This is a genomic window from Pseudomonas marginalis, assembly GCF_900105325.1.
Classification (GTDB): Bacteria; Pseudomonadota; Gammaproteobacteria; order Pseudomonadales; family Pseudomonadaceae; genus Aquipseudomonas; species Aquipseudomonas marginalis.
This window is the reverse complement of sequence record NZ_FNSU01000002.1, coordinates 109380-135473: the sequence shown is the minus strand read 5'-3', so window position 1 is coordinate 135473 and position 26094 is coordinate 109380. Positions and strand designations below refer to the sequence as shown.

Here is a 26094-nt window from a genome sequence, read left to right as displayed (position 1 = left end):
TCAGATCAGATGATTGCGCTGGGCGAACTTGGACAGATGCACCACCGACGACATACGCAACTTCTCCTTGAGCCGCGTCTTGTACGTACTGATAGTCTTGTGGCTCAACAGCATATCCTCGGCAATATCCTTGTTGCCCAGGCCCAGGGCCAGCTTCTGCAGCACGGTCAATTCGCGATCGGATAACGCCTCCACCAACTCCTGCTCGGTCGATTGCAGGTCGTCGCGACGCACCGAACTGGTGGGCAGGCTGGGGAAGCAACTGTAGCCGGACCTGATCGCCCTGATCGCCTTTTGCAGCTCATCCAGTTCACCGGTCTTGGCAACAAAACCCATCGCTCCGGCGCGCATGCAGCGAGTGGAAAAAAACACCGCCAGATACGAGGTCAGCACCAGGATCCGGCAGGGCAACTCAAGCGCCTTGATCCGGCTGATCACCTCCAACCCACCGAGCTTGGGCATCGCCAGGTCGAGAATGACCAGGTCCGGACGTTCTTCGCGAGCAATCTGCATGGCATCAGCGCCATTACCCGCTTCGTAGATAGTATCGAAACCTTCCTGCCTCAACAGATACTTCACGGTAGCGCGTATAAAAGGGTGATCATCCACGATTAAAGCTTTGTTGCTCATAAGACTCCCCTGGGAAGATCAGTACGCTTACATATCACGCGAGACCCCACTACCTGTGAAAAGTAACAGTTCCGACAAGCGGCACTGATTACTCAGTCAAACACCTCAGGCAGTACAGGCCCCTCCTTTTGAAAAACACAGTAAACATGTGAAGCCACGCCTTGATTCCTGAACAGGCGCAAGCGCGCAACCTTAGCAACCGCGTGTTTTTGCCAATGAAGGGATAATCTCGACTAAATGTAGGACTTTTCCTCAGAACTCTCCAAAGCTACTCGGTGGTGCTGGGGCTCCAGAAGGCCTGCACCACCAGGGTCGACCTGGAAATTCGCGCCACCAGGGCATCCAACTCGTCACCGTCTACCGAGGTCACCGCCAGTGTGGCTTCGATTTCAACTTCCTCAGTGCCGAACGGCCGCACATCGACATCGCTGGCCGGGTAGTTACAGCGCGCCAGTTCGGCTTCCAGCAACGCCAATACCGCGGTTTGCTGGGTGCGCCGGGCAATCACATAGAGGATGTTGGTGACCTCCGCCGACACCACATCCAGCGGTTGGCGGTTGATGTTATTGACGATGGGCCGCAGCAGCGTATTGGCCGCCAGCACAAACAGCGTGCCTAACAACGCTTCGAGGACCAGGTCGGCACCGGCGCACGCCCCCACCGCTGCCGACGCCCAGAGCGTGGCGGCGGTGTTGAGACCGCGCACATTGCCTTCTTCGCGCATGATCACGCCGGCCCCCAGAAAGCCGATGCCCGACACCACATACGCCACCACCCGCACGGCGCCTTCCGCACCGCCGAGGCGGTTGGCCATGTCGACGAAAATCGCCGCACCCACCGCCACCAGTACGTTGGTGCGCAGGCCCGCCGTGCGTTGGCGGTACTGGCGCTCGAAGCCGATCAGGCCACCGAGGATAAACGCGGCGGTGAGGCTGACCAGGGTATCGACCAGGGAGTTGAGGTTGATGTTGTCGATTGCTTGCATGGGAAACCGTCCCTGTTCACTGCCAGCCAAACTTACGGATGTAGTAGCCCTTCACCGCCTGGGTCAGCGCCATATACGCCAGCAGGATCACCGGCAGGAACACAAAGTACAGCGACGGCAGCGCCTGCAATTTGAAGTAATGCGCCAGCGGCCCCATCGGCAGGAAGATCCCCACGGCCATGATCACCGCGGTCATCACCATCAACGGCATCGCCGCGCGGCTTTGCAGGAACGGGATTTTCGGGGTGCGGATCATGTGCACGATCAGCGTCTGGGTCAGCAGCCCCACCACGAACCAGCCGGACTGGAACAGCGTCTGGTGGTCAGGGGTGTTGGCATCGAACACATACCACATGAGTGCGAACGTGGTGATGTCGAAAATCGAACTGATCGGCCCGAAAAACAGCATGAACCGCCCCACGTCCCCCGGCTGCCAGCGTTGTGGTTTGGCGAGCATGTCCTCGTCGACGTTATCGAACGGGATCGCGATCTGCGAGATGTCATACAGCAGGTTTTGCACCAGCAGGTGCATCGGCAGCATCGGCAGGAACGGGATAAACGCACTGGCCACCAGCACCGAGAACACGTTGCCGAAGTTGGAGCTGGCGGTCATCTTGATGTACTTGAGCATATTGGCGAAGGTGCGCCGGCCCTCCAGCACGCCCTCCTCCAGGATCATCAGGCTCTTTTCCAGCAGGATGATGTCGGCGGCTTCCTTGGCGATATCCACCGCGCTGTCCACAGAGATACCAATGTCTGCTGTACGCAGCGCCGGTGCATCGTTGATGCCGTCGCCCATAAAGCCCACCACATGCCCGTTGGCCTTGAGCAGGCGCACGATGCGTTCCTTGTGGCTGGGCGTCAGGCGGGCGAACACATTGGTGGTTTCCACGGCCTTGGCCAACTGGGCGTCGGTCATGTCCTCGATGTCGTTGCCCATCAACAGGCCTTGTTGCTCCAGGCCCACTTCACGGCAGATCTTGGCGGTGACCAGCTCGTTATCGCCGGTCAGCACTTTGACCGCCACACCATGGGCTTTCAGCGCCTTGAGAGCGGGCGCAGTGCTTTCCTTGGGCGGGTCGAGAAATGCGACGTAGCCGATCAGCGTGAGGTTGTTTTCATCCGCCAGGCTGTAAGTGTCGCGCCCCGGGGCCATCGGTTGCGCAGCCACGGCCACCACCCGCAGGCCCTCTTCGTTGAACGCGGCAGTGACCTGGCGAATGCGCGCCAGCAGGTCGTCGGTCAGCGCTTCGTTGACCTCGCCATGGCGCACGCTGTTGCACACCGAGAGGATCTCCTCCACCGCACCTTTGCAGATCAGCAGATGCGGCCGGCCCTGTTCGGCCACCACCACCGACATGCGGCGGCGGTTGAAGTCGAACGGGATTTCATCCACCTTCTGGAACGCGGTGCCGACCTTCAGTTCGCGATGCACCTCCACGTGCTCGAGCACCGCCACGTCCAGCAGGTTTTTCAGGCCGGTCTGGTAGTAGCTGTTGAGGTAAGCCATCTCCAGCACGTCGTCGGACTCCTCGCCCCACACGTCCACATGACGCGCCAGGAAAATCCGGTCCTGGGTCAGGGTGCCGGTCTTATCGGTGCACAGCACATCCATCGCGCCAAAGTTCTGGATCGCATCCAGGCGCTTGACGATGACCTTCTTGCGCGACAGGAACACCGCGCCCTTGGCCAGGGTGGACGTGACGATCATCGGCAGCATTTCCGGGGTCAGGCCCACGGCAATCGACAGCGCGAACAGCAGCGCTTCGGTCCAGTCACCCTTGGTGAAACCGTTGATGAACAACACCAGCGGCGCCATCACGAACATAAAGCGGATCAACAGCCAGCTGACCTTGTTAACGCCGTGCTGAAACGAGGTGGTCGCACGGTCGGTGGCGGTCACGCGTTGGGCCAGCGCACCGAAATAGGTGCTGTTGCCGGTGGTCAGAATCACCGCCGTCGCGGCGCCGGACACCACGTTGGTGCCCATGAACAGGATGTTCTCCAGGTCCAGCGGGTTGCGGGTGTTGGTGTCGTGCTGCTGGGCGAACTTCTCCACCGGCATCGATTCCCCGGTCATCGCCGCCTGGCTGACGAACAGATCCTTGGCGTTGAGCACGCGGCAGTCGGCGGGGATCATGTCCCCGGCCGAGAGCACGATCAGGTCGCCTGGCACCAACTGCTTGATGGGCAATTCAATGCGCTTGGCATCATCCCGGCGCAGCACCGTGGCGGTGTTGCTCACCATGGCTTTCAACGCATCGGCTGCCTTGTTGGACTTGGCCTCCTGCCAGAACCGCAGCAGCGTCGAGAGCACCACCATGGAGAAAATCACCGTGGCGGCCTTCATGTCTTCGGTCAGCCAGGAGATCACCGCCAGCAAGGTCAGCAGCAGGTTGAACGGGTTCTTGTAGCAATGCCACAGGTGCACCCACCACGGCAGCGGCTGCTCGTGCTCGACTTCATTGAGGCCGTATTGCACGCGCAGGGCGTCGGCTTCCAGGCTGCTCAAGCCCTCGGCATGGCTGCCCAACGTACCGAGCAATTGCACGGCACTGCTGTTGGCCGCGACCACCAGGGTTTGCGCCAGGGTGGGCGGCACTTCGCGGCTGACGCTGGCATCGGTGACGGTTTCGAGCATCGCCAGGCGGCGGAAATGCCGGGCGATATGCCGGGTCCGCAGGAAGCCGGCGAAGAACTCTTTCAACAGAGTGAGGTTCATGGTGTGTTACTCCTGCGCGAGGAAAAAACCTTCGTGCAGGTACTGCCTGTCCCACCGCGCCCGCTTCATAGGCACAGTCAGCCCGGCCCGCCTGCCGTAAAAGGCAGGCGCGTCCGTAGCATCCCGAGGTTAACCGGGTGCTGGTCAGCGTCGATGAGAGGGATCGCACAGGGGCCAGGACTGGCCGCTGTCGGGATGCCGCTTCTCGCTAGGTGGCGAGACAACGGCATCGAAAAAATGCGCGTTATCTTGCCAAGTATGTGCCGGTTACCGAGACCGGCCGACAACTGTCACTCGAACAAGTACCCACTGAGGGTCTCCGCTATTGATGAAAACGCGCGAAGCTTACGCCCCGATTTAAGGAGAGTAAACCGTAGGAAAGTTTCCATATGGTGAATAAGAGGATTCTTCAGGGAGGGTTCAGGAACCCCCATCCTGAAGCCGCCGATGCTTGAATGTGAGGTGGCAGGTTCGCCAGATCCCGTAGCAGCTGCCGAGCGCAAGCGAGGCTGCGTCAGCGGTTCGTCTGACACACCGCGAACGCAGCCTCGCTTGCGCTCGGCAGCTGCTACGTACGAGGTGGTGGGCCAGGTTTTTGCGAAATTAATCGTCCCGCGTCAGCACTTCCAACAACTCAATCTCAAAGCGCAGATTGCTGTTGGGCTTGATATGCGCGCCCATCGACCGTTCGCCATAGGCAAGGTGCGCCGGCACAAACAACCTGCGCACCCCGCCGACCTGCATGCCCATCAAACCCTGGTCCCAGCCCTTGATCACCCGCCCGGTGCCGATCACACACTGGAACGGCTTGCCCCGCTCCCAGGACGAATCGAAGACCGTACCGTCTTCCAGGGTGCCGGTGTATTGAGTGGTGATCAGTGCGCCCTTGACCACGGCTTTGCCGGTGCCTGGGCGGATGTCGGTGATCTGGAGTTCGTCGGGGCTCATGGGGTTCTCGTTGAAGGCGTAAAGGCTGGGGTTTTCCCAGAATCGGTGGGGTTTGGCAAGTGCAGGAACAGTCGCAGCCGTGACATTTCCCTTTAACTTGCAGGACGTTTCCGAGAGAATCCCAAGCGCTTGCGCCGCTCAAGCGAGGGAGCTTGCTTCCGTTGGGCTGCGCAGCGACCCCGTTGCTTTAGTACTGCCCCCCACAAAAATCCCGTAGATATAGCGTCGGCCCGACTTGAACACGCCATAAGCCGATACAGAGTGATCGCTTGTGCTTACTTACGCAGAGAGCTCACGCAGCGCTGCCGTCGCCAAAAAACCTGACCGCGATGCATAGCGATGATCCTTTTGCACACGCTCGTCAATCCGCTGCAAGAGGTGTTCCGGCAGAGAGGCATTGAACCGCACTGATTTCCCCAGATAAGGCGTGAGGTCAAAGTCGACTATCGCCCAGACACCACCGGCAAAATCCGGATTACCCAAATGGGCATCAACCTCCAGCGCCTGAGGAAGCTGTTCCTGATCGGCAACCAGGCCTTCGAGGTGCAGAGCCAATGCCTCACGTACATTGTCCAGCGCTTCGGAAAAAGACCCGCCCGCCGAGAAACACCCCGGCACATCAGGGACGGTCACGCTGTAATCCGAATCAGCATCTTTGTGTACTACCACTGGGAATTTCATTGTTCCTCCTCTGACCGAGCCCGTGGGAGCTCGCCCAATTCATCCAGCAGGCAATTATTTGAGACCGGCTGATTTGAAAATACTGTGCAGAGTGCCCTTGGCAATCTCTGACTTGGGATGAGGGACGGTGACTCTTCCCCGCTTCATGGGGTGCTTGAACTGATGATGACTGCCCTTCACTGCCACCTCAAACCAACCATCCGCAACCAGCAGGTCAATCACCTGCTCGACTTCTCATCGCCTCACCCTTGGGTGTGTATATACACCCCACTAAATGGTAATGCGTTTTTTTGCACACACGAGACACACGGATAAAAAATCTTGCGACTTGATGATGACGGCGGGCAAACCCCTTAGCCAGTGAAGTAATATCAATCTTTGTGCTCTGGATCGCTCTCACGCGGAGCGTGGAACAATCAAAACACTCGGGCCAGTTCCCCTTCACCTACAACAGAACACGACATACCCTAGCTAAAAATCACATCCTGCTTATTGTCTCTTCCAGAACCTATATTCAACCTATGAATAGAAAATCAATTCTGAACGAGAAAGATCAAAAATGACCATCGGCTCAAACTTTAATTATCCAGCAGATATAGCTCAACAAAGTCATCGTAAAAAGCGCACTGCAAAGAACAAATGGAGAGCACGGTTCCCTAGCCCGCCAGATTTGTGTTTCGATTACCGAGCATTGGTAGAGCAAAAAAACGGCGTTGCTCAAACGACCGATACTGATCACAAAATTTGCATTATTGGTGCGGGAATTACAGGTTTAACAACTGCACGCGAGCTGCATAGGTGCGGTTTTAAAAATATCACACTAATAGAAAAGTCAAAGCGTATAGGCGGTCGACACCTGACAGCCCTTGGTAGTAATAATACGAATACTGTTGGCCGCCCTCCTTTTGAGATGGGCGCAATGAGAATGCCGTTCTTCAATAGATCAAATGAGCAGCCCAAAGATGGTCGTTCGCTCATGGTTTATTACGCAAATGAATTTGAATTAGTTTACTCCGACTTCCCAAACCCCGGCAGCCCCAGCGTCCACTCAACTGGAATCTACCTGAGAGAAGGGAGCTTGGAAGGAGACAGTGAACCCACAATGCTTATCTGGAAAAACCCAAACGGAAAAACAGCACCACCCGGTGAAATCTTAGGGTCCGTTTTTGCGAAGTGGAAGGCATTTGCTGAACGGATGGCGCTGCACGTTTCCGAGCATTTCGGCTCTGACGCTTGGGAAGACATGTGGGACGCCATAGTAAAAAAATATGAGGGCATGTCATTTCGTGACTTGGTGAAGATGCCAACCATCGATCACTGGCGGCAAAGTGATCCTGGCAACTTTGGCGGAATGGGAATGACCGCACAGGAGTCGGCTGTTTTTTACTCAATCGGCATTGGTGATGGCAGTTGGGGAGCGTTCTATGATGTCTGCTCGATTTACCCAATACGCACGGCGATATTTGGTTTCAGCAGTCATTTGCAACTGATCCACGGCCGTGTGAACTCAGAAGGTGCCCCCATGGCGTCACCTTATCTTGACGTCACAGAGACAGTTGACTCGAGAGGCCTAAAATTTAATAAACCAAATTACATTGGTCTTGGCTCACTGGCCGAGTCCCTGCTTTTTATAAAAGCGCAAGAGACCACCGAATCACTATATGAACACTTACTGAAAAGCCCGTACGGTTTGCTGACCAACAGCGCTGCAACGAAAATAAAAAAACTTGAGAACGGAAAAATAAGGGTTTATTACGACTGGAATACTACACAGCCGAGTAAAACAAAAAGTGAATTTATCGATGTCGATTCACTTGTAATCACCCTTCCATCATGGCTGATAGAAACACAAATTCTTATCGAGAATTTCAGCCAAGATATGCTTCCCTTCGAAACAATCGCAGCCTACAAAACGGCTCATTGGGAAACCAGCTGCAAGGTGTACGCGCCCCTCAAAAAATCCTTCCTCTCATTCAATAAAAACATACCTCAAGCTATTGTAACCGACAGCTTCATACATGATATCTACACTTATCGATACAATGAAAACCACACTTACGACTGTATCCTCTTAAGCTACACGTGGGAGGATGATGCAACAAAGCTTTCGCTGTTCAGCGACGGAGAACTGGTCGACAAATGCATAGAAGAGCTGGACAGGATACTTCTGAAGTCAACAAATATTAAAAAACGCATTTCTCCCTATATAGGACGTGACCAAGCAATCGTTCAGCGCTGGATGAACGATAAACACGCCCTTGGCTGTGCAAAACTCTATCGCCCTGGCACCTACTACGACGCCGTAGGCCTGATGAAATACAACAGGGACTTCTCTCTCACATCCGGGCTTTATCTTTGTGGTGAATCTTTTTCTGTGGATGCTGGCTGGACAGAACCTTGCTTCAGAGGCGCCATTGATACTGTGATCAATATCTGCAACAAGACCCAAGCAAAATTCAATGGAGACTTTTGCATGCAAGATTATCCAGAGTACAAGACAGAGACTAAAACTACATCAAGAGAATCCGGCTACGTCACAACAGGAATTATCTGACTTTTCTTTAAACATTTCTTCACCTCTTATAAACATCCAACCAAAATCCGGTTGCATAACAATAAGAGGTCCCCCCATGAACGAACCAACAAGCCCTGCCCGCGTCGCCGTCATTCAGTTCAACCCACAGGTCGGTATAGCCAACCAAAGCGACAACCTGCGTCAAAGTCTTCTACTGGCGACTGAAGCAGTAAACGGCGGCGCCAATCTGATCGTGCTGCCGGAGCTTTCCAACTGCGGCTATTTCTTCAGCAGCCGCCAGGACGCGTTTGATCATGCAGAGGCAGTGCCGAACGGACCGAGTGTGCGGGAATGGATCGATTTTGCCTGCAAGCACCAGGTGTATCTGGTCGCCGGTCTTAGCGAAATCGATGGTATGCAGCTGTTCAACACAGCCGTATTGCTGGGGCCCGATGGGTTCATAGGCAAATACCGCAAAGCCCATTTATGGAACCTGGAAAAGCTTTGGTTCACCCCGGGGAATTCTGGCTTTCCAGTGTTTGAAACGCCGATCGGTCGTATCGGCCTGCTGATCTGCTGGGACATCTGGTTTCCGGAGGTACCGCGCATTTTGAGCCAGCAAGGCGCCGATATCATTTGCAGCTTGAACAATTGGGTGTGGACACCCCCACCGTTGTTCGATGAGGCAGGAAAGTGCATGGCGTCGTACCTGACGATGACCGCTGCACATGTGAACAACGTATTTATCGCGGCCGCCAGCCGCATTGGTGAAGAGCGGGATGCCCGCTATCTCGGATGCTCCTTGATTGCAGGGACAAATGGCTGGCCAATCGGCGCCGTGGCTTCGGCCAATCGCCAGGAGATCCTGTTCGCCGACATTGACATCACCAGCGCCCGCAGCGCGCCGATCTGGAACAGCCTCAATGATCTGCAACGGGACCGTCGCAATGATCTTTATGATCAGATGCTCGGGTATTCCCAGCACCCTGCCCTGCCTCGCTGAGAGGAGGGCAATCTATGGAACCGTTGTTTGCCAGGAAAACACCAACCCGCTCACGAGCGGATATCACAGTTGTTGTACTGGGACTCGTCGCTACCTTGCTCGCGGTATGGGTTGTATCCAGTCATCAAGGTTCATGGCCAGGATACAACGAGATGGTGACGGCCCTCCCCCAACCCGTAGCGTGGTTGCGGTGGGTAGTGGGGGATATAAGCGAAGTTGCCTTTTACAAGCATGAACTCGCGTCATTGGGCCTATTGAGTGGTGCCTATCTGGCATGGTGGGCAAACAAACGTGGCAAAGCCTGGCAGGGCTTTTCCATTTGCTATGGCACCGGATTGTGGCCTTGGGTGGTGACCAGTTCGTTGATCGGGCTGTTGCTGAGCAACCTGCTGTGGGGTTGGAGCGTTACCGCCGAAACCTGGCAGCCTACGTTTGCGGCGTTTGTTTCATTGCCAGCAGCGATGGTGCTTATGTTTGGCAGCGGTTGGAAGGTCGCCCTCAATGGTGCAGTGCTGGGAGCTTTACTGGTTACTCCACTGTGCTTGTTGATCGTCAATCTGGTGTGTGTGCCACTGGGTTTACCAGCCGTGGTCGGTAATGTGCTGGGCATGGCTATCGGAAGCGTCATCGCATTTGCCCTGTGTCGTCGGGTGCCCTCGCTGGTGCGTTCGGACTCTATCGCTCCAGACCGACCGATACCTGTTACCCCGCCCAGTTACGGAGTGTTCTGGAGCCTGCGCCGAGTGCTGGCGGACTTTTCCGAAGCACCCTTTTTTGGAAATGAGCTGGCCAGTCTTGGACTGCTGGCAGGCGTGTTGCTTGCCTATGCCCTCAACCCCATGAGCCCGGCTTATGGCTCTGGCCTGCTTTTGCACATGGTGGGAGCGCAGGCACTGACGTCGGCTTTTGGCGTAGTGATCTGGCGCCATCAATGGATAAAGCGGGGTTGGTATCCCACCTATGTACCGTTGGTATCAGTGGTGCCGGCAGCAGTGTTGACCCACGGTGGCAGTTGGATGGTGGTGACTTCAAGTGCATTGCTGGGCGCACTGATCGCACCGCCGTTGGCCTGTGCAATTGCGGCGAGACTGCCTGCCCATTTTCATCCGTACATTGGCAATGTAGTTTCAATGGCCTTGAGTACGTTGATGATTGTGCCGATCGTAGGTTGGCTGGCAACTTGAAAGGTGTGGTTAGGGGAACCCCCTAACCACCTTTGAACACAACAATCAATCAAGCCAACGGTATCCGACGCATCGTCTGCGCCATTCGCCCCACAAAGAAACTCAACGCCGCACGGGACAGCTGCTTGGGCGTCACTTCACGGTTTTTCTGCTCGGCCTGTTGCTTCAACTGCTCATCCTCGCGCAAAGGCACCAGGCCACCTGGTGCATTCGCACCCCACGCCGCGCAATTGCCCTGCACTATCCTGACACCGGGCTGTCGTACTTTCATGCGCCTAAAACCCGGAGAAATCATGACCCAGGATGTCCTCGCCAAAGAAACCAACCGCCGCCAGCTGCAGCAGATCATCTCCGGGCTGTCCGATGGGATCATCCTTGTAGAGGTGGACCAGACCATCCTCTGGGCCAATGAAGCCGCGCTGACCATGCACGGGGTGGATGACGTCGCGGCACTGGGCAGCAATGCCCGGGAGTACGCCGAACGCTTCGCCCTGCGCTATCGCAATAATCATCCCTTGCCCCTGGAGAATTACCCCCTCGCCCGCGCGGCGGCAGGCGATGAATTCAGTGACGTGGTAGTGGAGGTCATGCCCACCGCCGATGAAGAAAAAACCTGGGTGCACCGCCTGCGCAGCCTGGTCATCAGCGATTCCCATGGCACGCCTGAATTGCTGGTGCTGATCCTCAGCGACGCCACCGAGTGGGCCAGCGCCGAACAGCGCTTCGAAAAAACCTTCAACGCCAACCCGGCGCCGGCAGTGATCTGCCGCCTCAGCGACCTGCGCTATATCAAAGTGAACCAGGGCTTCCTGGAGATGACCGGCTACACCCGCGACCAGGTGATCGGTCGCTCCGTGTATGAACTGGACGTGCTGGAGCATGCCGAACGCAGGGAGCTGGCCGTTCAGCGCCTGGGGGAAGGCGCGACCATCCCGCAGATGCAGGCCGAGCTGAAACTGCCCGGAGGCGGCAGCAAACTGGTGATCGTCGCCGGCCAGCCGCTGGATATGAATGAGGAAGACTGCATGCTGTTTTCCTTCACCGACCTGGAGCCACGCCGCAAGGCCGAAATCGCCCTGCGCCAGAGTGAAGAGCGGTTCGCCAAGTCGTTTCGCCTGACGCCGGTGCCCACCTTGGTGTGCAACGCCGCCAACCGGCAGGTGGTGGATGTCAACGAAGCGTTCATGACCATTACCGGGTACACCAGCGAAGAGCTGATCGGTAAATCCATCGAAGACATCAACTTCATCGACAGCCAGGAGGCAGCCGCCCAGTTGTTCGCCACCCTGGAGAAAGCCGGCAACCTCGATGGCCAGGACCTCAAGGTGCGCAAGAAAGGCAACGAGGTCATCGACTGCGTGGTCTCGGCGGACACGGTGACCATTCAGGATGTCCCCTGCTACCTGCTGGTGATGATGAACATCACCGAACGCAAGCGCTCGGAACTGGAGTTGGTGGCGGCCATCGAGGAAGTGATGCAGGACGCGTCCTGGTTCAGCCAGACCCTGATCGAGAAACTGGCCAATGCCAAGAGCGTCAACAGCCCCAACCTGCCGAACGTGGCCTTTACCGACCTGACCGCCCGTGAGCGCGATGTACTCGGCCTGATCTGCGAGGGCCTGGCCGACAAGGAGATCGCCTCGCGCCTGAAATTGGCGCCCAACACGGTGCGTAACCATGTGGCCACGGTGTACTCGAAACTGGGGGTGCATAGCCGTAGTGCAGCGATTGTCTGGGCCCGTGAACGCGGGCTGTTTGCCGGTGAACTGCGGGTCAAGAAAACCCGATAAAAGTGCAAATGCACTAGTGCGGCTAGTGCGAATTCGCCTTATCCCGCGCAGTCCCAATCCCTAACCTTCAGGGTGTGAGTACAGGGCTTTCAACCTGTGCCGTCGTAAAACGACACCCTGAAGGAACCCACATGTTTACGCTCTCTCAACTGCGAAATTGCATCGAAGAAGGCCTCGCGCCGCTGACATGCGAGTTCACCCTGTGCCGGGATGCGTCGCTGACCCTCAAAGTCTACGACGCCGACACCGGCCGGGTGGACCTGGTGGTGACGGGGATCAGCACCAACCGGCTGCAGACCCCGCAAGACGTGGAAAAGATGGTGGAAGAACTGCGCTACGAACTGCAAAGCAACAACATGGGCAAGGTCACGCTGGAAGACGCGCCTTCAACGACGAACCAATGAAATAGAACACCCCGCCCGCGACGATGAACGCCCCCAGCATGTAGAACATGTAGTGGGCCGGCAGGCTGGCCAGCACCAGCCCGCACAACACCGGCCCCAGCGCCGCCCCCAGGTTGGACAGGTTCTGTGCGCCGTAGTACATGCCGCGCAGGTGGTCCGGGGCGATCCGGTCGATAAACATGTATTCGGCCGGGAACACGATGATTTCCCCCACGGTAAATACTGCCATCGCCAGCACCCACCACAGCACGCTGGTGGACAGCGCAAAACCAATCAAGCCCAGCATGAACATGCCCAGGCCGGCGATCAGCCATTGGCTGAGGTAACGGTGGGAAATACGTCGACCAATCACGTACTGCAAGGCGATCACCAGCACGGCGTTGGTGGTGAGCACGGCACTGATGACGGTGTAGGTGTATTCAGCACTGGTGGTGGTGACCAGGTACTGCGAGAGGTAGGCGGTGAACTGGCCGAACACCACGGCGCTGAGCACACCCCCAAGGGTGAAGCACACCAGGCGATGGTCACGCAGCAGCACGCGGCCGACGGCCAGGAACGGCACCGGCTTTTGCGTCACATCGATGGTCGCCAGGGTGCGATCGCCCCAGCGCCAGTACAGCAGGAAAAAACCCGCCCCCAACAACGCCGACAGGATGAACGGCAGGCTGATGTCCAGCTTGGCCACCATCGCCCCAAAGAACGGCCCCGCGGCATAGCCGATATTGGTCAGCGTGTACTTGATGGAAAACACTTCGCTGCGCGCATCTTCCGGCAACAAGCTGGCAAAACCGGCCTTTACCGCAATATCGATGACCGCGTAGGCCAGGTTGATCAGGATCAGGCAGCTGTAGAACGCCCAGATGTTCTGCGCCAGCACCGTACCGATAAAACCCAGCCCAAACAGCACGCTCAACCCCAGCAACAGTCGATAACTGTTGATGCGGTCGACCAGAAAACCGCCATATACGCTGAGCAGCGAGCCAAGGATCAACGAGCTGCCGATCACCAGCCCAACCTGGGTGATATCGAGGGCAAATTGGCGGGTGAGGTAGATCACCAGGTAGGGAAAGGTAATCGCCTTGGCCAGCGTCAGCAGCAACGTGGCGGACAACAGCAGGTTCACGGCGCGGGGGTAGTTTCTTATTGTGGCAAGCATCCTGCTCTCTTTCGTCTAAGGTAACGCGGTCTTGATGGCCGGTTACCTTAACGCAAGAGCGAGGAAAAAACGCGGGTCATTTCTTGACGGGCGTGATCTCCAGGATGGTGCCGTTGGTGGTTTTGAGCAGCACGAACCTGTCGCCCACACGGGCCCACTGGCTGTCGGCTTCAGGCTGCTTGAGACCGCGTTTCTTCCAGTCGCTGACCGCCGACTCCTTGCGCATCAGGATGTCCGGGGCACGGTCGCCTTCTTTCAAATCACGGGTATTGATGTTCGAAGGCTGCACGGTTTCCTGGGGAGTGTCGCCGGCCTGCACGACAAAGCTGGCGGTGGACAGGCTGGCGGCGACCAGGACACAGGCAGCGAGGGTTTTGGACTTCATGGGTGCTCCTTCAATGAATGATGCGTACCCAGGTTCCGACCGCAGGCGCATGAAATCATTCAGCCTGTTGAACCTTGATCCCCTGTGATGAGCATAGGTATCTACACAACTTTTCAGACCCTGACAAATCTCCCTGTGGTGAGCGGGCTTACGCGCCCTGCCCATTGCCGCCATGAAATAAATCCTGTAATTTTTCATGAAATTATTAGATATAAATTTCATGAACCAGCAAGAAGAACTCGACGCCCTGGCGATCCTGATCCACGACCTGCGCAAGTACAAGAAGCTCACCCTCGCCCAACTCGCACAGAAAATCGAGCGTTCGGTGGGCTTCCTGTCCCAAGTGGAACGGGGCTTGTCGCGTCCGACCGTGGCGGATCTCACCGCCATCAGCCATGCCCTCGACGTGCCCACCACCTATTTCTACAGCCTGTCCAAACCCAAGGCCGTGAGCTGGGTCACCCGCCCCAACGAACGCCGCACGGTGTATTACGCCAACGGCATCACCGACATCCTGGTGTCCCCCAGCATGAATGGCGCCTTCTCGATGCTCGACAGCCTGCTGGCCCCGGGTGCCAATAGCGGTGAACAAACCATGAGCGACCGCGCCGAGCAGGCCGGATTTGTACTGGAAGGGGAATTGACGCTGTGGGTAGAGGGCGAGGCCGATTCGGTCACCCTCGGCCCCGGTGACAGCTTCCACCTGGCCAGTTTCGCCCACTGCCGCTACGCCAACCTCACCGACCTGCCCGCCCGCGTGCTGTGGGTTTACAACTAGGAGCAACACCCGTGAAAAGCCAAGCCTCCACGTTACTGGCCGAAGTACGGACCTTTCGCCAGAACCATCCCGACGTGCGTTATGTCGACCTGATTGCCCTGGACATCCCCGGGCATTTCTACGGCAAGCGCTACCCCATCGAGATGCTGGAAAAGGTCGCCGCCGGCAGCCCCTTGAAGCTGCCGCAGAACGCCGTGCTGCTGGGGGTTCAGGGCGGGCTGTTCAAGATCGGCGACTACTGCTTCCACGACGGCGACCCGGATGCCAACCGTCGCCTGGTGCCCGGCACGCTCAAGCCGGTGCGCTGGGAGTCGCAGCCTTTGGGGCAGATGTTGATCACCTCGGACGGCACCGAGGCGCCGATCGAATTCGAACCTCGCGAAGTCCTGGCCAAGGTGCTGGAGCGCCTGCACCACAAAGGCATTCACCCGGTGGTGGCCTTCGAACTGGAGTTCTACCTGTTCGACAAAAAGCTCGACAACGGCCTGCCGCAATTCGCCCGTGACCCGCTCAGCGATGACACCGACGACCAACCCAACCTGCATATCGAACGGCTGTCGCGCTTCAGCGAAGTGCTGGACGACATGGCGCAGACCGCCAAGGACCAGGGCATCGACATCACGGTGATCACCGCCGAACTCGGCCCCGGCCAGTTCGAGATCAATTTCGGCCACCTCGACGACGGCCTGCGCGCCGCCGACTGGGCAGCCCTGTTCTGTCGCAGCACCCGCGGCGTGGCGCTCAAGCACGGCTACCGCGCCAGCTTCATGGCCAAGCCTTACCTGCAATTTCCCGGCAGCGGCATGCATGTGCATGTCAGCCTGTACGACGGTGCGGGCAACAATGTGCTCGCGGCGCACCAGCAGCAACCCCTGCGCCATGCCGTGGCCGGTTGTCTGGAATTGCTGCCCCACTGCATGCCGATCTTCTCGCCCAACCACAATGCCTTCCGCCGCCTGGGCGGTACGGTCAACGCGGCCACCCGCGCCTGCTGGGGGTTTGAAGACCGCGATGCGTGCGTGCGCATCCCCGACTCCGACCCGCGCAACCTGAGGATCGAACATCGCCTGGCCAGTGCCGACGCCAACCCGTACCTGGTGCTGGCGGCGATCCTGGTCGGCCTTGAACATGGCCTTGAAGCCGGGCGAGAACCTATCGCGCCACTGAACGAGGACCGCAGCAGCGGCACCGACTTCCCCGTGGAAATGCTCGATGCCGTGCGCGCCATGCAGCATCAGCCGGTAGTGCGCGATAAGCTGGGCGCCGAATTTGTCGACGTGTACTGCGAGAACAAACGCCAGGATCACCTGGCCTTTCAACAAGAAATCCATGCGCGGGAATACCGCTGGTTTCTCTAACGACGGAATAACCGATGACCGACCAAAGCGCCCCGGCCCTCAAGGAAATCTTCAACCTCGAACGCCTGGAACACATCGCCAGCGAGATGACCGCGGTGTACCCGGCGTTCGACGCCAAGGGGTTTCTCAAGCATGCCAAGGCCGGGCTCGCCGAGTTATCGGTGATGCAGCGTATGGCGCGGGTCAGCGAAAGCCTGCACGCGGTGATCCCGCTGGACTATGCCCAGACCCTCAAGCTGCTCTACGCCCTGGCCCCGCGCCTGAACAGCGGGTTTGTCAGCCTGTGCCTGCCGCACTACGTGGCGAGCTACGGCCTGGATGACTTCAAACGCTCCATGGCCGCGCTCAAATACTTCACCCCCTTTGGCTCGGCTGAGTTCGCCATAAGACCCTTCTTGCTCCACGACTTCGAACGCACCTTGGCGGTCATGCAAACCTGGTCGCGGGATGACAACGATCACGTGCGCCGCCTCGCCAGCGAAGGCTCGCGCCCGCGCCTGCCGTGGTCGTTTCGCCTGGCCAAGGTGCAGGCCAACCCCGAGCTGTGCGCGCCGATCCTCGATAACCTCAAGGCCGACAGCAGCCTCTACGTACGCAAATCCGTGGCCAACCACCTCAACGACATCACCAAGGACCACCCGGATTGGGTGCTCAGCCTGATCGAAGGCTGGAACCTGGATAACCCGCACACCGCCTGGATCGCCCGCCATGCGCTGCGCAGCCTGATCAAGCAGGGCAACACCCGCGCGCTGACGATCATGGGCGCAGGCGCCAAGGCCGAGGTGAAGCTCCATCACCTGAGCGTGACGCCGGCGGTGATCACCCTGGGCGAGCGGATCAACCTGTCATTCAGCCTGGAATCCACCGCTGCCACTGCACAGAAACTGGTGGTGGACTATGCCATCGACTACGTCAAAAGCGCCGGGCACAGCGCGGCCAAGGTGTTCAAGCTCAAGGCGTTTACGCTGGGCGCGGGTGAACGGCAGAGCATCCGCCGCGAGCAGCATATTCGCGCGTTGACCACGCGCAAGCACTATCCCGGCAGGCATGCGGTGCATGTGCTGGTGAATGGAGAGCGATTGGGCAGTGCTGAATTCGAATTGAGGGATTAATCCGATTCAACCAACACCACAGATCAATGCGGGAGGGTTTCTTCAGCTGGATTCGCCGAGCAACAGTGGCTGCTCCCGCGCGCACAATTCCACCACGTAGTCCCACAACACCCGCAACCGCACCGACTTGTGCAACTCCCGGCGCGAGCTGATCCAGTAGCTGCGCTGGATCCCCTCCCCCGGTAGCAACGGCACCAGCTCCGGGTCGCCCGACGCCATGAAGCACGGCAACACCGCAATCCCCAAACCGGAGCGGGCGGCCTGGTGCTGGGCGATGACGCTGGTGCTATGGAACACCACCTTGGGGTTGCGGCAGAAGCTGCTGAGAAATTTCAGTTCCTGGCTGAACAGCAGGTCGTCGACGTAATCGATCCATGAATGGGCCGCGAGATCTTCGCGTTTTTCTATCGGAGGCGTGCGCGCCAGGTAGGCACGGCTGGCGTAGAGCGCCAGGCGGTAATCGGTGAGTTTGCGCGTGACCAGTTGATCGACGCTGGGGCGTTCGAGGTGGATGCTGATTTCCGCCTCGCGGTTGAGGATGCTGACGAAACGCGGCACGGCGAGCAGTTCCACTTCCAGGCCGGGATAACGTTCGAACAGCCCGCCCATGCGGCCGGCGAGGAACATCACCCCCAACCCTTCGGCCACCCCGAGGCGGATCTTGCCCAGGGGTGCAGCGGCGTGGGTCAATTCGTCCTCGGCCAGCAGCGCGACGTTTTCCATGGCTTCGGCGTGTTTGAGCAGGGCTTCGCCGGCGGGGGTCAGTTCGTAGCCCTGGGCGTGCTGTACGAACAGCGCGGTGCCGAGGCTCTTCTCGATGGCTTCGATATGCCGGGCCACCGTGGCGTGCGTGGTTTTCAGGCGCTGCGCGGCGGTGAGCAGGCGGCCGCTGCGCTGCAACTCCAGAAAATACCGCAGGTCATTCCAGTCGAACATGTCGCCTCCATTGCATGGCCCGGATAGCGCTGTTTAAAAACGCACAGCAGCTGGGTAAAAACTAACATTTTTAAGACGAAAACTAACAACTAGGATGGAGCCAATAAGAAAAACAAGCGAGACCTCAGATGCCCATTGCAGCTGCTGAATACGATTACGTGGTAGTAGGCGCCGGCCCCGCAGGCTGCCTGCTCGCCAATCGACTGTCCGCCAACCCCGCCCACCGCGTGCTGCTGCTTGAAGCCGGTGGCCGCGACAACTACCCCTGGATCCATATCCCCGTCGGCTACCTGTTCTGCATCGGTAACCCGCGCACCGACTGGTGCTTCAAGACCGAAGCCCAGGAAGGCCTGCAAGGCCGTGCGCTGAGCTACCCACGGGGCAAGGTGCTCGGCGGCTGCTCGTCCATCAACGGCATGATCTACATGCGCGGCCAGGCCCAGGACTACGACGGCTGGGCGGCGGCAGGTAACGATGGCTGGGCCTGGAAAGACGTGCTGCCACTGTTCAAGCAGAGCGAAAACCATTTTGCCGGCAGCTCGGAATTCCACAGTGACGGCGGCGAGTGGCGAGTCGAACAGCAGCGGCTGCATTGGCCGATCCTGGACGCCTTTCGGGACGCCGCGGCGCAAAGCGGCATTGCCACGATCAGCGACTTCAACCAGGGCGATAACGAAGGCTGCGGCTACTTCCAGGTCAACCAGAAGGCCGGGGTACGCTGGAACGCGGCCAAGGCGTTTCTCAAGCCGATCCGCCAGCGGCCCAATCTCACCGTGCTGACCGAGGTCGAGGTAGACCGCGTGGTCCTGGAAAACGGCCGTGCCTCGGCGGTGATCGGGCGTCAAAACGGCCAGCCAGTGAGCTGGAAGGCCCGCAAGGAAATCGTGCTGTGCGCCGGCTCCGTGGGCTCGCCGGGCATCCTGCAACGCTCGGGGATCGGCCCGTCCAGCGTGCTCAAGCCGCTGGGCATCGATGTGCGGCATGAACTGCCGGGCGTCGGCGGCAACCTGCAGGATCACCTGCAGCTGCGGCTGATCTACAAGCTGGAAAACGCCCGCACCCTGAACCAGATCGCCGGTACCGTATGGGGCAAGATGGGCATGGGCCTGCGCTACCTGTATGACCGCAGCGGCCCGCTGTCGATGGCGCCCAGCCAGCTCGGCGCGTTTGCCCGCTCGGGCCCGGAACAGACCTCGGCCAACCTTGAATACCACGTACAGCCGCTGTCCCTGGAGCGCTTTGGCGAACCGCTGCATGGGTTCCCGGCGTTTACCGCCTCGGTCTGCGACCTGCGCCCGCAAAGCCGTGGCCGCATCGATATCCGCTCGGCCAACCCGGCGGATGCGCCGCTGATCCGGCCCAACTACCTCAGCCACCCGGAGGACCTGCGGGTGGCCGCCGACGCCATTCGCCTGACCCGACGCATCGTCGCCGCACCGGCCCTGAGCCAGTTCAAGCCGGTGGAATACCTGCCCGGCGACGCGCTGCAAACCGAAGAGCAACTGCACGAAGCGGCCGCGCGTATCGGCACGACGATCTTCCATCCAGTCGGCACCTGTCGCATGGGCAGCGATAAAGACGCGGTGGTCGACGCCCAGTTGCGCGTACATGGTGTGCCCGGCCTGCGTATCGCCGATGCCTCGGTCATGCCGCGCATTACCTCCGGCAATACCTGTTCACCGACGCTGATGATCGCGGAAAAAGCCGCGCAGCTGATCCTTTCGCCGAACACTGTAGGAGCGAGCTTGCTCGCGAAAAACGCAAAAGCGCCGCTGCCCTCCGGGTTTCCCGCGTAATTGTTGACAACGTTCGCGAGCAAGCTCGCTCCTGCAAGGAACTGAGAAATAGCGGCGCTGAGCCTGGCGCCGACAGTGGAACAACAATAAATAATCACTGTGAGGGCTTCCCGATGTCAGAACATGCTCAAACCCTGGGCTCGGCCACCAACGCGAGCACCGGTAACGAATCAAGAAAAGTCATCTTCGCCTCGTCCCTGGGGACGGTGTTCGAGTGGTATGACTTTTTCCTCTACGGCGCCCTGGCGGCGGTGATCAGCAAGCAGTTCTTTGCCGGGGTCAACGACACCACGGCGTTTATCTTTGCCTTGATGGCCTTTGCGGCCGGCTTTGTGGTGCGCCCGTTCGGCGCGCTGGTGTTCGGCCGCCTGGGCGACATGATCGGGCGCAAATACACGTTCCTGGTGACCATCATCCTGATGGGCGTGGCGACCTTCTGCGTCGGCCTGCTGCCAACCTACGCCAGCATCGGCATCGCGGCGCCGATCATCCTGATCGTGCTGCGCATGCTGCAAGGCCTGGCATTGGGCGGCGAGTACGGCGGTGCGGCCACCTATGTGGCCGAGCATGCGCCGGCCGGCAAACGCGGCCTCAACACCAGCTGGATTCAATCCACCGCGACCCTCGGTTTGCTGCTGTCGTTGCTGGTGGTGCTGGCATGCCGGTACTTCACCGGCGATCAGTTCGAAGTGTGGGGCTGGCGTATCCCGTTCCTGTTTTCCATTGTGCTGCTGGGTATTTCCACCTGGATCCGCATGAGCCTGCACGAGTCGCCGGCATTCCTGAAAATGAAAGAGGAAGGCAAGGCCAGCAAGGCGCCGATCCGTGAGTCCTTCGGTAAATGGGAAAACCTCAAGGTGGTGCTGATCGCGCTGTTCAGCATCAACGGTGGGCAAGCGGTAACGTTCTACGCGTCGCAGTTCTATGTGCTGTTTTTCCTCACGCAGTTCCTGAAGATGGACCCGGCCCTGGCCAATATGCTGCTGATCATCAGCGTGGTGATTGGCGCGCCGTTCTTCGTCTTCTTTGGCTGGCTGTCGGACAAGGTCGGGCGCAAGCCGGTGCTGATGCTCGGCCTGCTGCTGGCCACCGCGCTGTACTTCCCGATCTTCAAGGGCCTGGCGCACTACACCAACCCGGCGATGGACCAGGCCAGCCGCCAGGCACCGATCACCGTGCTGGCCGACCCGGCCACCTGTACCTTCCAGTTCGATCCGGTAGGCAAGGCGAAATTTGACAGCCCGTGCGACAAGGTCAAGACCTTCCTGGTCAAACAAGGCCTGCCGTACAGCAGTGCCGCCGCCCCGGCCGGCAGCCCGGTGCAGGTCAGCGTGGGTGAAGTGCGCATCGACGGCTTCGACGAGGCAGCGCTGCGCGGTGCAGTGGCCCTGGCCGGCTACCCGACTTCGGCGGATGTGGCGCAGGTCAACAAGGTGATGGTGGTGGTGCTGATCGTGGTGCTGATCCTGATCGCCGCCATGTGCTACGGCCCGCTGGCGGCGCTGATGGTCGAGCTGTTTCCGACACGTATCCGCTACACCTCGATGTCCCTGCCCTACCACATCGGTAACGGCTGGTTTGGCGGCTTCCTGCCGACCGTGTCGTTTGCGCTGGTGGTGTACACCGGGGATATCTTCTATGGCTTGTGGTACCCGGTGGTGGTGACGGGGGTGAGCCTGATTGTCGGATTGTTTTGCCTTAAAGAAACGCGGCATGTGGATCTCGACAACAATTAAACCGATCGCCTGAACACAGGAGATCCCTTGTGGGAGGGGGCTTGCTCCCGATAGCGGTGGTTCAGTCACAGTTGCGTTGACTGATATGGCGCTATCGGGAGCAAGCCCCCTCCCACATTTATTTCCGCAACGCTTACACGAATTGCTGTACATCCATACAGATAATAGTTGCTCAAATTCCTCTGACTGAGCATCCTGCAAAGCATCAACCCGATCTGATGTGATGACCATGCGGCTGTACCTCTGTGAAAAACCCTCCCAGGCCAAGGACATCGCGGCCGTGCTCGGCGCCAGTCGCCGTGGCGACGGTTGCTGGTTGGGCAATGGGGTCACCGTCACCTGGTGCATCGGCCACCTGCTGGAAACCGCCCCGCCCGACGCCTACGACGCCAAATACAAACGCTGGGTGCTGGCCGACCTGCCGATCGTCCCGGAAAAATGGAAGATGCTGGTCAAGCCCAAGACCGCCAGCCAGTTCAAGGCCGTCAAGCGCCTGCTGGGGGAAGCCCAGGAACTGGTGATCGCCACCGACGCCGACCGTGAAGGCGAGATGATCGCCCGCGAACTGGTCGAGCATTGCCGCTATCGCGGGCCGATCCAGCGGTTATGGCTGTCGGCACTGGACGATGCCTCCATCCGCAAGGCCCTGGCGGCGCTCAAGCCCGGCGCCGAAACCTTCAGCCTGTACCACTCGGCCCTGGGCCGCTCCCGCGCCGACTGGCTGATCGGCATGAACATGAGTCGCCTGTTTACCCTGCTGGGGCGTCAGTCCGGCTATCAGGGCGTGCTGCCGGTAGGCCGGGTGCAAACACCGACCTTGCGCCTGGTGGTGGACCGCGACCGCAGCATCGCCGACTTCGTGCCCGTGGCGTACTGGGCCATTGATGTGGACCTGCGCCACCAATCCATCACGTTTACCGCACAATGGCGCGCGACCGAGGATGCCTGTGACGACCAGGGCCGCTGCCTTGACCCGCAGTTGGCCCGGGACGCTGCCGACGCCATGAGCAACGCCGCCAGCGCACGCCTGATCAAGCTGCGCACCGAACGCATGCGCGAGGTGGCGCCCCTGCCCTTCGACCTCGGCACCCTGCAGGAGATCTGCTCGAAGAAACTCGGCCTCGGCGCCCAGGAAACCCTGGATATCGCCCAATCCCTCTACGAAACCCACAAGGTCATCACCTACCCCCGCAGTGACTGTGGTTACCTGCCATTGAGCCAGCACAGCGAGGCGCCGAAGATTCTCGCCGCATTGGGCCGTGGGGATGCGGCAGTCCATGAGCTGATGCCGCATATCGATCCCCAACGCCGCTCACGGGCCTGGAACGATGCCAAGGTCAGCGCGCACCACGGCATCATTCCCACCGGCGCCGGCAAGGACGTCGGCCAACTCAACGGCAAGCACCGTGCGGTCTACACCTTGATTCGCGCGCGTTACCTGGCGCAGTTCCTGCCCAACCATGAATACGATCGCACCCAGGCGGATTTCGACTGTGCGGGCCAGGCGTTGCGTGCGGTGGGCAAAGTGGTGATCGAGCCGGGCTGGAAACGTGCCTTGCCCGAAGCCCTGGCACCGGCGAAGGGCCGAGAAGCACCGGCGCCCCAGGCCTTGCCGACACTGGTGCAGGGCCAGGATTACGCCGTGGTCAAGGTCAACCTCAAGGACCTGTGGACCCAGCCACCCAAGCCCTTCACCGAGGGCGACCTGATCAAGGCGATGAAAAACGTCGCCAAGCTGGTGGAAGACCCGCTGCTCAAGCAAAAGCTCAAGGACACCACCGGCATCGGTACCGAAGCCACCCGTGCGGGGATTATCCAGGGGTTGCTCGACCGCGGTTACCTGGTGAAGAACGGCAAGGCGCTGTCGGCCACCCCGGCAGCCTTCAGCCTGATCGACGCGGTGCCCCGCGCCATTGCCGACCCCGGCACCACCGCGATCTGGGAGCAGGCGCTGGACATGGTGCAAAGCGGCGAGATGAGCCTGGAAGAATTCGTCGCCAAGCAGGCGGCGTGGATGAGCAAGCAAGTAGCCCGTTGCAACGGCATGCGCATGACCATCAGCGGGCCGGCCAGCCCGCCGGGCCGAGGTGCTGCGCCGTGGAAAAAGAAGCGCAAGGCGGCCCCTCGCAAGACCGCCACTGGCCCAGAGCGCGCCAGGAAACCGAAAAAAACCGGGTGAAAGGCGAAAAAAACCGGCGAATGACGTTTTTCGACGGGTTTAACGCCGCATTGGACCTTGCCCCGGCGAGTGCCGTCTAGGATTCTGTAGGGGATAACAACAACACCGGAGTGGCCGCCATGAAAACCGTCGCACAATTGCTCAAAGCCAAGGACCAGAAAAACCAGGACGTCCACACCATCCAATGGGACCACACTGTGTTTGAGGCGCTGGTGCGGATGTCGGAGAAAAACGTCGGCGCCTTGCCGGTGGTCAAGGAAGGCACGGTGGTGGGGATCATCAGCGAACGCGATTACGCACGCAAAATAATGCTCAAGGGCCTATCGTCAGTCACTACAAAGGTCCATGAGGTCATGAGCTCGCCGGTGATAACCGTCGATACCCATAAAAGTGTCGAAGCGTGCATGAACATCATGACCGACAGTCACCTGCGCCACCTGCCGGTGGTCGAAGACGGCAAACTGCTGGGCCTGCTCTCCATCGGTGACCTGGTCAAGGAAGCCATCGCCGAACAGGCAGACCTGATCAAGCAGTTGGAGCAGTACATCCGCGGCGAATAGGGGACCCCATGCTCGATACCCTGGAACATCAACAGGACCACCTCGACACCCTGCACCGCGCCATGGCCGAACGGCGTTTCCTGGTATTGACCGGTGCGGGCATCAGCACGTCGTCGGGAATCCCCGACTACCGCGACAGCGAAGGCGTGCGCCGGGGCAAGGCGCCGATGATGTACCAGGAGTTCCTCGCCACTGCCCAGGCGCGGCGGCGCTATTGGGCACGGGCGATGCTGGGGTGGCCGAGGGTACGTATCGCCCAGCCGAACAACGCTCACCGGGCACTGGCGACCTTGCAACAACGCCAGCACATCAGCGGCCTGATCACGCAAAACGTCGACACCTTGCATGACCAGGCCGGTAGCCATGACGTGATTGAATTGCACGGCAGCCTGCACCGGGTGCTGTGCCTGGATTGCCAGTTGCACAGCACGCGCGACCTGATCCAGCGCCAGATGGAAATCGATAACCCGTACCTGGCGCAAGTCCATGCGGTACAGGCGCCTGATGGTGACACCCTGCTTGATCCCGCGTTTGAAGAGCGCTTCCAGGTCCCCCGCTGCCCCCATTGCCAGGGTGAGCGACTGAAACCGGACGTGGTGTTTTTTGGCGAGAACGTCGTACCGGCGACGGCAGCCAGGGCGATGGCGGCGGTAGCCCATGCCGAGGGGCTGCTGGTGGTAGGTTCATCGCTGATGGCTTACTCCGCATTTCGCCTGTGCAAGGCAATGGTCGAACAGGGCAAACCGGTGATCGCCATCAACCTGGGCAAGACCCGGGGTGATGAGTTGTTGCAGGTAAAGATCGAAACCTCGTGCGAACAGCTTCTGCCCTTGTTGGCAGACCGCCTGCAGTCAACCCCTCCTCAGCCATAGCGACCGTCCAGCGCAAAAAATGACGCTCGAGTCACGCATTTGCCGTATCTCCCCATAGCCACGACGAATTATGTAGTGATCAAAAATAATCACTACATAACCGTTGACGTAACCTTTTTGTCCTTGCATGATCTAGACGTCTCCCGGATCGGGAGCGTTGGTAGCAAGCGTTTTGAACAAGCTCGTCTGACCGCCGAGCTGTTTTTTCCGGATGTGCACTGCCCACAAGGCAGATTGATGAAGCTGACCGACCCGAAAGGATCGGTACAAGGCGCTCAAATGCGGCTTGTCTTCGTTATGAAACCATTGCGTAGCAGTTCATCAGCAAGACTACATGCATCAGGTTCAAGACCCTGCCCGTATT

General features: G+C 59.2%; 22 protein-coding genes and 1 pseudogene. 13 read left to right on the top strand and 10 right to left on the bottom strand.

The genetic code is table 11. The features are described from left to right. The 6 genes and pseudogenes from BLW22_RS08150 to BLW22_RS08125 form a co-directional block, all read right to left on the bottom strand. On the bottom strand, positions 1–630 hold the full coding sequence (locus tag BLW22_RS08150; RefSeq protein WP_027603197.1) for a response regulator transcription factor: 630 nt from the start codon (positions 628–630) through the stop codon (positions 1–3). Between the two features lie 268 nt (positions 631–898). Continuing rightward, positions 899–1615, bottom strand: coding sequence for an MgtC/SapB family protein (locus BLW22_RS08145; RefSeq protein WP_065926226.1), 717 nt, complete (start codon positions 1613–1615; stop codon positions 899–901). Between the two features lie 16 nt (positions 1616–1631). Then, positions 1632–4337 (bottom strand): magnesium-translocating P-type ATPase, encoded by a 2706-nt coding sequence (gene mgtA / locus BLW22_RS08140; RefSeq protein WP_065947539.1) that lies wholly within the window; start codon positions 4335–4337, stop codon positions 1632–1634. Between the two features lie 603 nt (positions 4338–4940). Beyond that, a complete protein-coding gene (locus BLW22_RS08135; protein ID WP_065942148.1) occupies positions 4941–5285 on the bottom strand; it encodes an FKBP-type peptidyl-prolyl cis-trans isomerase in 345 nt (114 codons plus the stop codon). 279 nt (positions 5286–5564) lie between these two features. Further along, positions 5565–5966, bottom strand: coding sequence for a type II toxin-antitoxin system HicB family antitoxin (locus BLW22_RS08130; protein WP_065947540.1), 402 nt, complete (start codon positions 5964–5966; stop codon positions 5565–5567). A 54-nt stretch (positions 5967–6020) separates the two neighbouring features. Next, positions 6021–6204 (bottom strand): annotated as a pseudogene (locus tag BLW22_RS08125) (type II toxin-antitoxin system HicA family toxin). A 321-nt stretch (positions 6205–6525) separates the two neighbouring features. Here BLW22_RS08125 and BLW22_RS08120 point away from each other — a divergent pair. The 3 genes from BLW22_RS08120 (at position 6526) to BLW22_RS08110 (ending at position 10668) form a co-directional block, all read left to right on the top strand. Continuing rightward, the gene (locus BLW22_RS08120) at positions 6526–8520 is read left to right on the top strand and encodes a flavin monoamine oxidase family protein (protein ID WP_074845345.1); all 1995 of its coding nucleotides are present in this window, start codon (positions 6526–6528) and stop codon (positions 8518–8520) included. Between the two features lie 76 nt (positions 8521–8596). Beyond that, on the top strand, positions 8597–9484 hold the full coding sequence (locus tag BLW22_RS08115; RefSeq protein WP_065927803.1) for a nitrilase family protein: 888 nt from the start codon (positions 8597–8599) through the stop codon (positions 9482–9484). Positions 9485–9498: 14 nt separating this feature from the next. Next, positions 9499–10668 (top strand): hypothetical protein, encoded by a 1170-nt coding sequence (locus BLW22_RS08110; protein ID WP_074845342.1) that lies wholly within the window; start codon positions 9499–9501, stop codon positions 10666–10668. Between the two features lie 49 nt (positions 10669–10717). Here BLW22_RS08110 and BLW22_RS08105 read toward each other — a convergent pair whose 3' ends face one another. After that, positions 10718–10939 carry a hypothetical protein gene (locus BLW22_RS08105; RefSeq protein ID WP_137213029.1) on the bottom strand — a complete coding sequence of 74 codons (222 nt, stop codon included), beginning with the start codon at positions 10937–10939 and terminating at the stop codon, positions 10718–10720. A gap of 22 nt (positions 10940–10961) precedes the next feature. Between BLW22_RS08105 and BLW22_RS08100 the strand changes: the two genes are divergently transcribed. Both BLW22_RS08100 and BLW22_RS08095 read left to right on the top strand, forming a co-directional pair. Further along, positions 10962–12458 carry a PAS domain S-box protein gene (locus BLW22_RS08100; protein ID WP_065947543.1) on the top strand — a complete coding sequence of 499 codons (1497 nt, stop codon included), beginning with the start codon at positions 10962–10964 and terminating at the stop codon, positions 12456–12458. A 131-nt stretch (positions 12459–12589) separates the two neighbouring features. Next, a complete protein-coding gene (locus BLW22_RS08095; RefSeq protein WP_027603187.1) occupies positions 12590–12862 on the top strand; it encodes a DUF1652 domain-containing protein in 273 nt (90 codons plus the stop codon). On the opposite strand, the gene BLW22_RS08090 is transcribed toward BLW22_RS08095, so the two are convergent. Then, positions 12825–14018 carry an MFS transporter gene (locus BLW22_RS08090; protein ID WP_027603186.1) on the bottom strand — a complete coding sequence of 398 codons (1194 nt, stop codon included), beginning with the start codon at positions 14016–14018 and terminating at the stop codon, positions 12825–12827. The genes BLW22_RS08095 and BLW22_RS08090 overlap by 38 nt on opposite strands. Positions 14019–14094: 76 nt before the next feature. Then, positions 14095–14403 (bottom strand): RcnB family protein, encoded by a 309-nt coding sequence (locus BLW22_RS08085; RefSeq protein ID WP_027603185.1) that lies wholly within the window; start codon positions 14401–14403, stop codon positions 14095–14097. Between the two features lie 220 nt (positions 14404–14623). Between BLW22_RS08085 and BLW22_RS08080 the strand changes: the two genes are divergently transcribed. Genes BLW22_RS08080 through BLW22_RS08070 form a run of 3 tightly spaced genes read left to right on the top strand, consistent with a single transcriptional unit; the run spans position 14624 to position 17651 of the window. Then, entirely contained in the window at positions 14624–15181 is a 558-nt protein-coding gene (locus BLW22_RS08080) for a helix-turn-helix domain-containing protein (protein WP_027603184.1), read from the top strand. Between the two features lie 11 nt (positions 15182–15192). Further along, entirely contained in the window at positions 15193–16539 is a 1347-nt protein-coding gene (locus BLW22_RS08075; protein WP_074845337.1) for a glutamine synthetase family protein, read from the top strand. A 14-nt stretch (positions 16540–16553) separates the two neighbouring features. After that, positions 16554–17651 (top strand): DNA alkylation repair protein, encoded by a 1098-nt coding sequence (locus BLW22_RS08070; RefSeq protein WP_074845334.1) that lies wholly within the window; start codon positions 16554–16556, stop codon positions 17649–17651. Positions 17652–17693: 42 nt separating this feature from the next. On the opposite strand, the gene BLW22_RS08065 is transcribed toward BLW22_RS08070, so the two are convergent. Beyond that, a complete protein-coding gene (locus BLW22_RS08065; protein ID WP_065947546.1) occupies positions 17694–18587 on the bottom strand; it encodes a LysR family transcriptional regulator in 894 nt (297 codons plus the stop codon). Between the two features lie 128 nt (positions 18588–18715). Here BLW22_RS08065 and BLW22_RS08060 point away from each other — a divergent pair, with 128 nt between their 5' ends. From BLW22_RS08060 to BLW22_RS08040, 5 genes are all read left to right on the top strand, one after another. Then, positions 18716–20383: a GMC family oxidoreductase gene (locus tag BLW22_RS08060; protein ID WP_074845331.1), complete on the top strand. Its 1668-nt coding sequence runs from the start codon at positions 18716–18718 to the stop codon at positions 20381–20383. A 113-nt stretch (positions 20384–20496) separates the two neighbouring features. Beyond that, a complete protein-coding gene (locus BLW22_RS08055; protein WP_065927812.1) occupies positions 20497–22119 on the top strand; it encodes an MFS transporter in 1623 nt (540 codons plus the stop codon). Between the two features lie 229 nt (positions 22120–22348). Then, the gene (locus BLW22_RS08050) at positions 22349–24298 is read left to right on the top strand and encodes a DNA topoisomerase III (protein WP_074845802.1); all 1950 of its coding nucleotides are present in this window, start codon (positions 22349–22351) and stop codon (positions 24296–24298) included. Between the two features lie 119 nt (positions 24299–24417). After that, positions 24418–24858, top strand: coding sequence for a CBS domain-containing protein (locus BLW22_RS08045; RefSeq protein WP_027603177.1), 441 nt, complete (start codon positions 24418–24420; stop codon positions 24856–24858). 8 nt (positions 24859–24866) lie between these two features. Further along, positions 24867–25730 (top strand): NAD-dependent protein deacetylase, encoded by an 864-nt coding sequence (locus tag BLW22_RS08040; protein WP_074845327.1) that lies wholly within the window; start codon positions 24867–24869, stop codon positions 25728–25730. Positions 25731–26094: the final 364 nt, after the last annotated feature.

Bases quoted from the DNA above. Each gene is read 5' to 3' on its own strand.
- BLW22_RS08150 (WP_027603197.1), bottom strand. From the start codon at position 630: ATGAGCAACAAAGCTTTAATCGTGGATGATCACCCTTTTATACGCGCT.
- BLW22_RS08145 (WP_065926226.1), bottom strand. From the start codon at position 1,615: ATGCAAGCAATCGACAACATCAACCTCAACTCCCTGGTCGATACCCTG.
- mgtA (WP_065947539.1), bottom strand. From the start codon at position 4,337: ATGAACCTCACTCTGTTGAAAGAGTTCTTCGCCGGCTTCCTGCGGACC.
- BLW22_RS08135 (WP_065942148.1), bottom strand. From the start codon at position 5,285: ATGAGCCCCGACGAACTCCAGATCACCGACATCCGCCCAGGCACCGGC.
- BLW22_RS08130 (WP_065947540.1), bottom strand. From the start codon at position 5,966: ATGAAATTCCCAGTGGTAGTACACAAAGATGCTGATTCGGATTACAGC.
- BLW22_RS08120 (WP_074845345.1), top strand. From the start codon at position 6,526: ATGACCATCGGCTCAAACTTTAATTATCCAGCAGATATAGCTCAACAA.
- BLW22_RS08115 (WP_065927803.1), top strand. From the start codon at position 8,597: ATGAACGAACCAACAAGCCCTGCCCGCGTCGCCGTCATTCAGTTCAAC.
- BLW22_RS08110 (WP_074845342.1), top strand. From the start codon at position 9,499: ATGGAACCGTTGTTTGCCAGGAAAACACCAACCCGCTCACGAGCGGAT.
- BLW22_RS08105 (WP_137213029.1), bottom strand. From the start codon at position 10,939: ATGAAAGTACGACAGCCCGGTGTCAGGATAGTGCAGGGCAATTGCGCG.
- BLW22_RS08100 (WP_065947543.1), top strand. From the start codon at position 10,962: ATGACCCAGGATGTCCTCGCCAAAGAAACCAACCGCCGCCAGCTGCAG.
- BLW22_RS08095 (WP_027603187.1), top strand. From the start codon at position 12,590: ATGTTTACGCTCTCTCAACTGCGAAATTGCATCGAAGAAGGCCTCGCG.
- BLW22_RS08090 (WP_027603186.1), bottom strand. From the start codon at position 14,018: ATGCTTGCCACAATAAGAAACTACCCCCGCGCCGTGAACCTGCTGTTG.
- BLW22_RS08085 (WP_027603185.1), bottom strand. From the start codon at position 14,403: ATGAAGTCCAAAACCCTCGCTGCCTGTGTCCTGGTCGCCGCCAGCCTG.
- BLW22_RS08080 (WP_027603184.1), top strand. From the start codon at position 14,624: ATGAACCAGCAAGAAGAACTCGACGCCCTGGCGATCCTGATCCACGAC.
- BLW22_RS08070 (WP_074845334.1), top strand. From the start codon at position 16,554: ATGACCGACCAAAGCGCCCCGGCCCTCAAGGAAATCTTCAACCTCGAA.
- BLW22_RS08065 (WP_065947546.1), bottom strand. From the start codon at position 18,587: ATGTTCGACTGGAATGACCTGCGGTATTTTCTGGAGTTGCAGCGCAGC.
- BLW22_RS08060 (WP_074845331.1), top strand. From the start codon at position 18,716: ATGCCCATTGCAGCTGCTGAATACGATTACGTGGTAGTAGGCGCCGGC.
- BLW22_RS08055 (WP_065927812.1), top strand. From the start codon at position 20,497: ATGTCAGAACATGCTCAAACCCTGGGCTCGGCCACCAACGCGAGCACC.
- BLW22_RS08050 (WP_074845802.1), top strand. From the start codon at position 22,349: ATGCGGCTGTACCTCTGTGAAAAACCCTCCCAGGCCAAGGACATCGCG.
- BLW22_RS08045 (WP_027603177.1), top strand. From the start codon at position 24,418: ATGAAAACCGTCGCACAATTGCTCAAAGCCAAGGACCAGAAAAACCAG.
- BLW22_RS08040 (WP_074845327.1), top strand. From the start codon at position 24,867: ATGCTCGATACCCTGGAACATCAACAGGACCACCTCGACACCCTGCAC.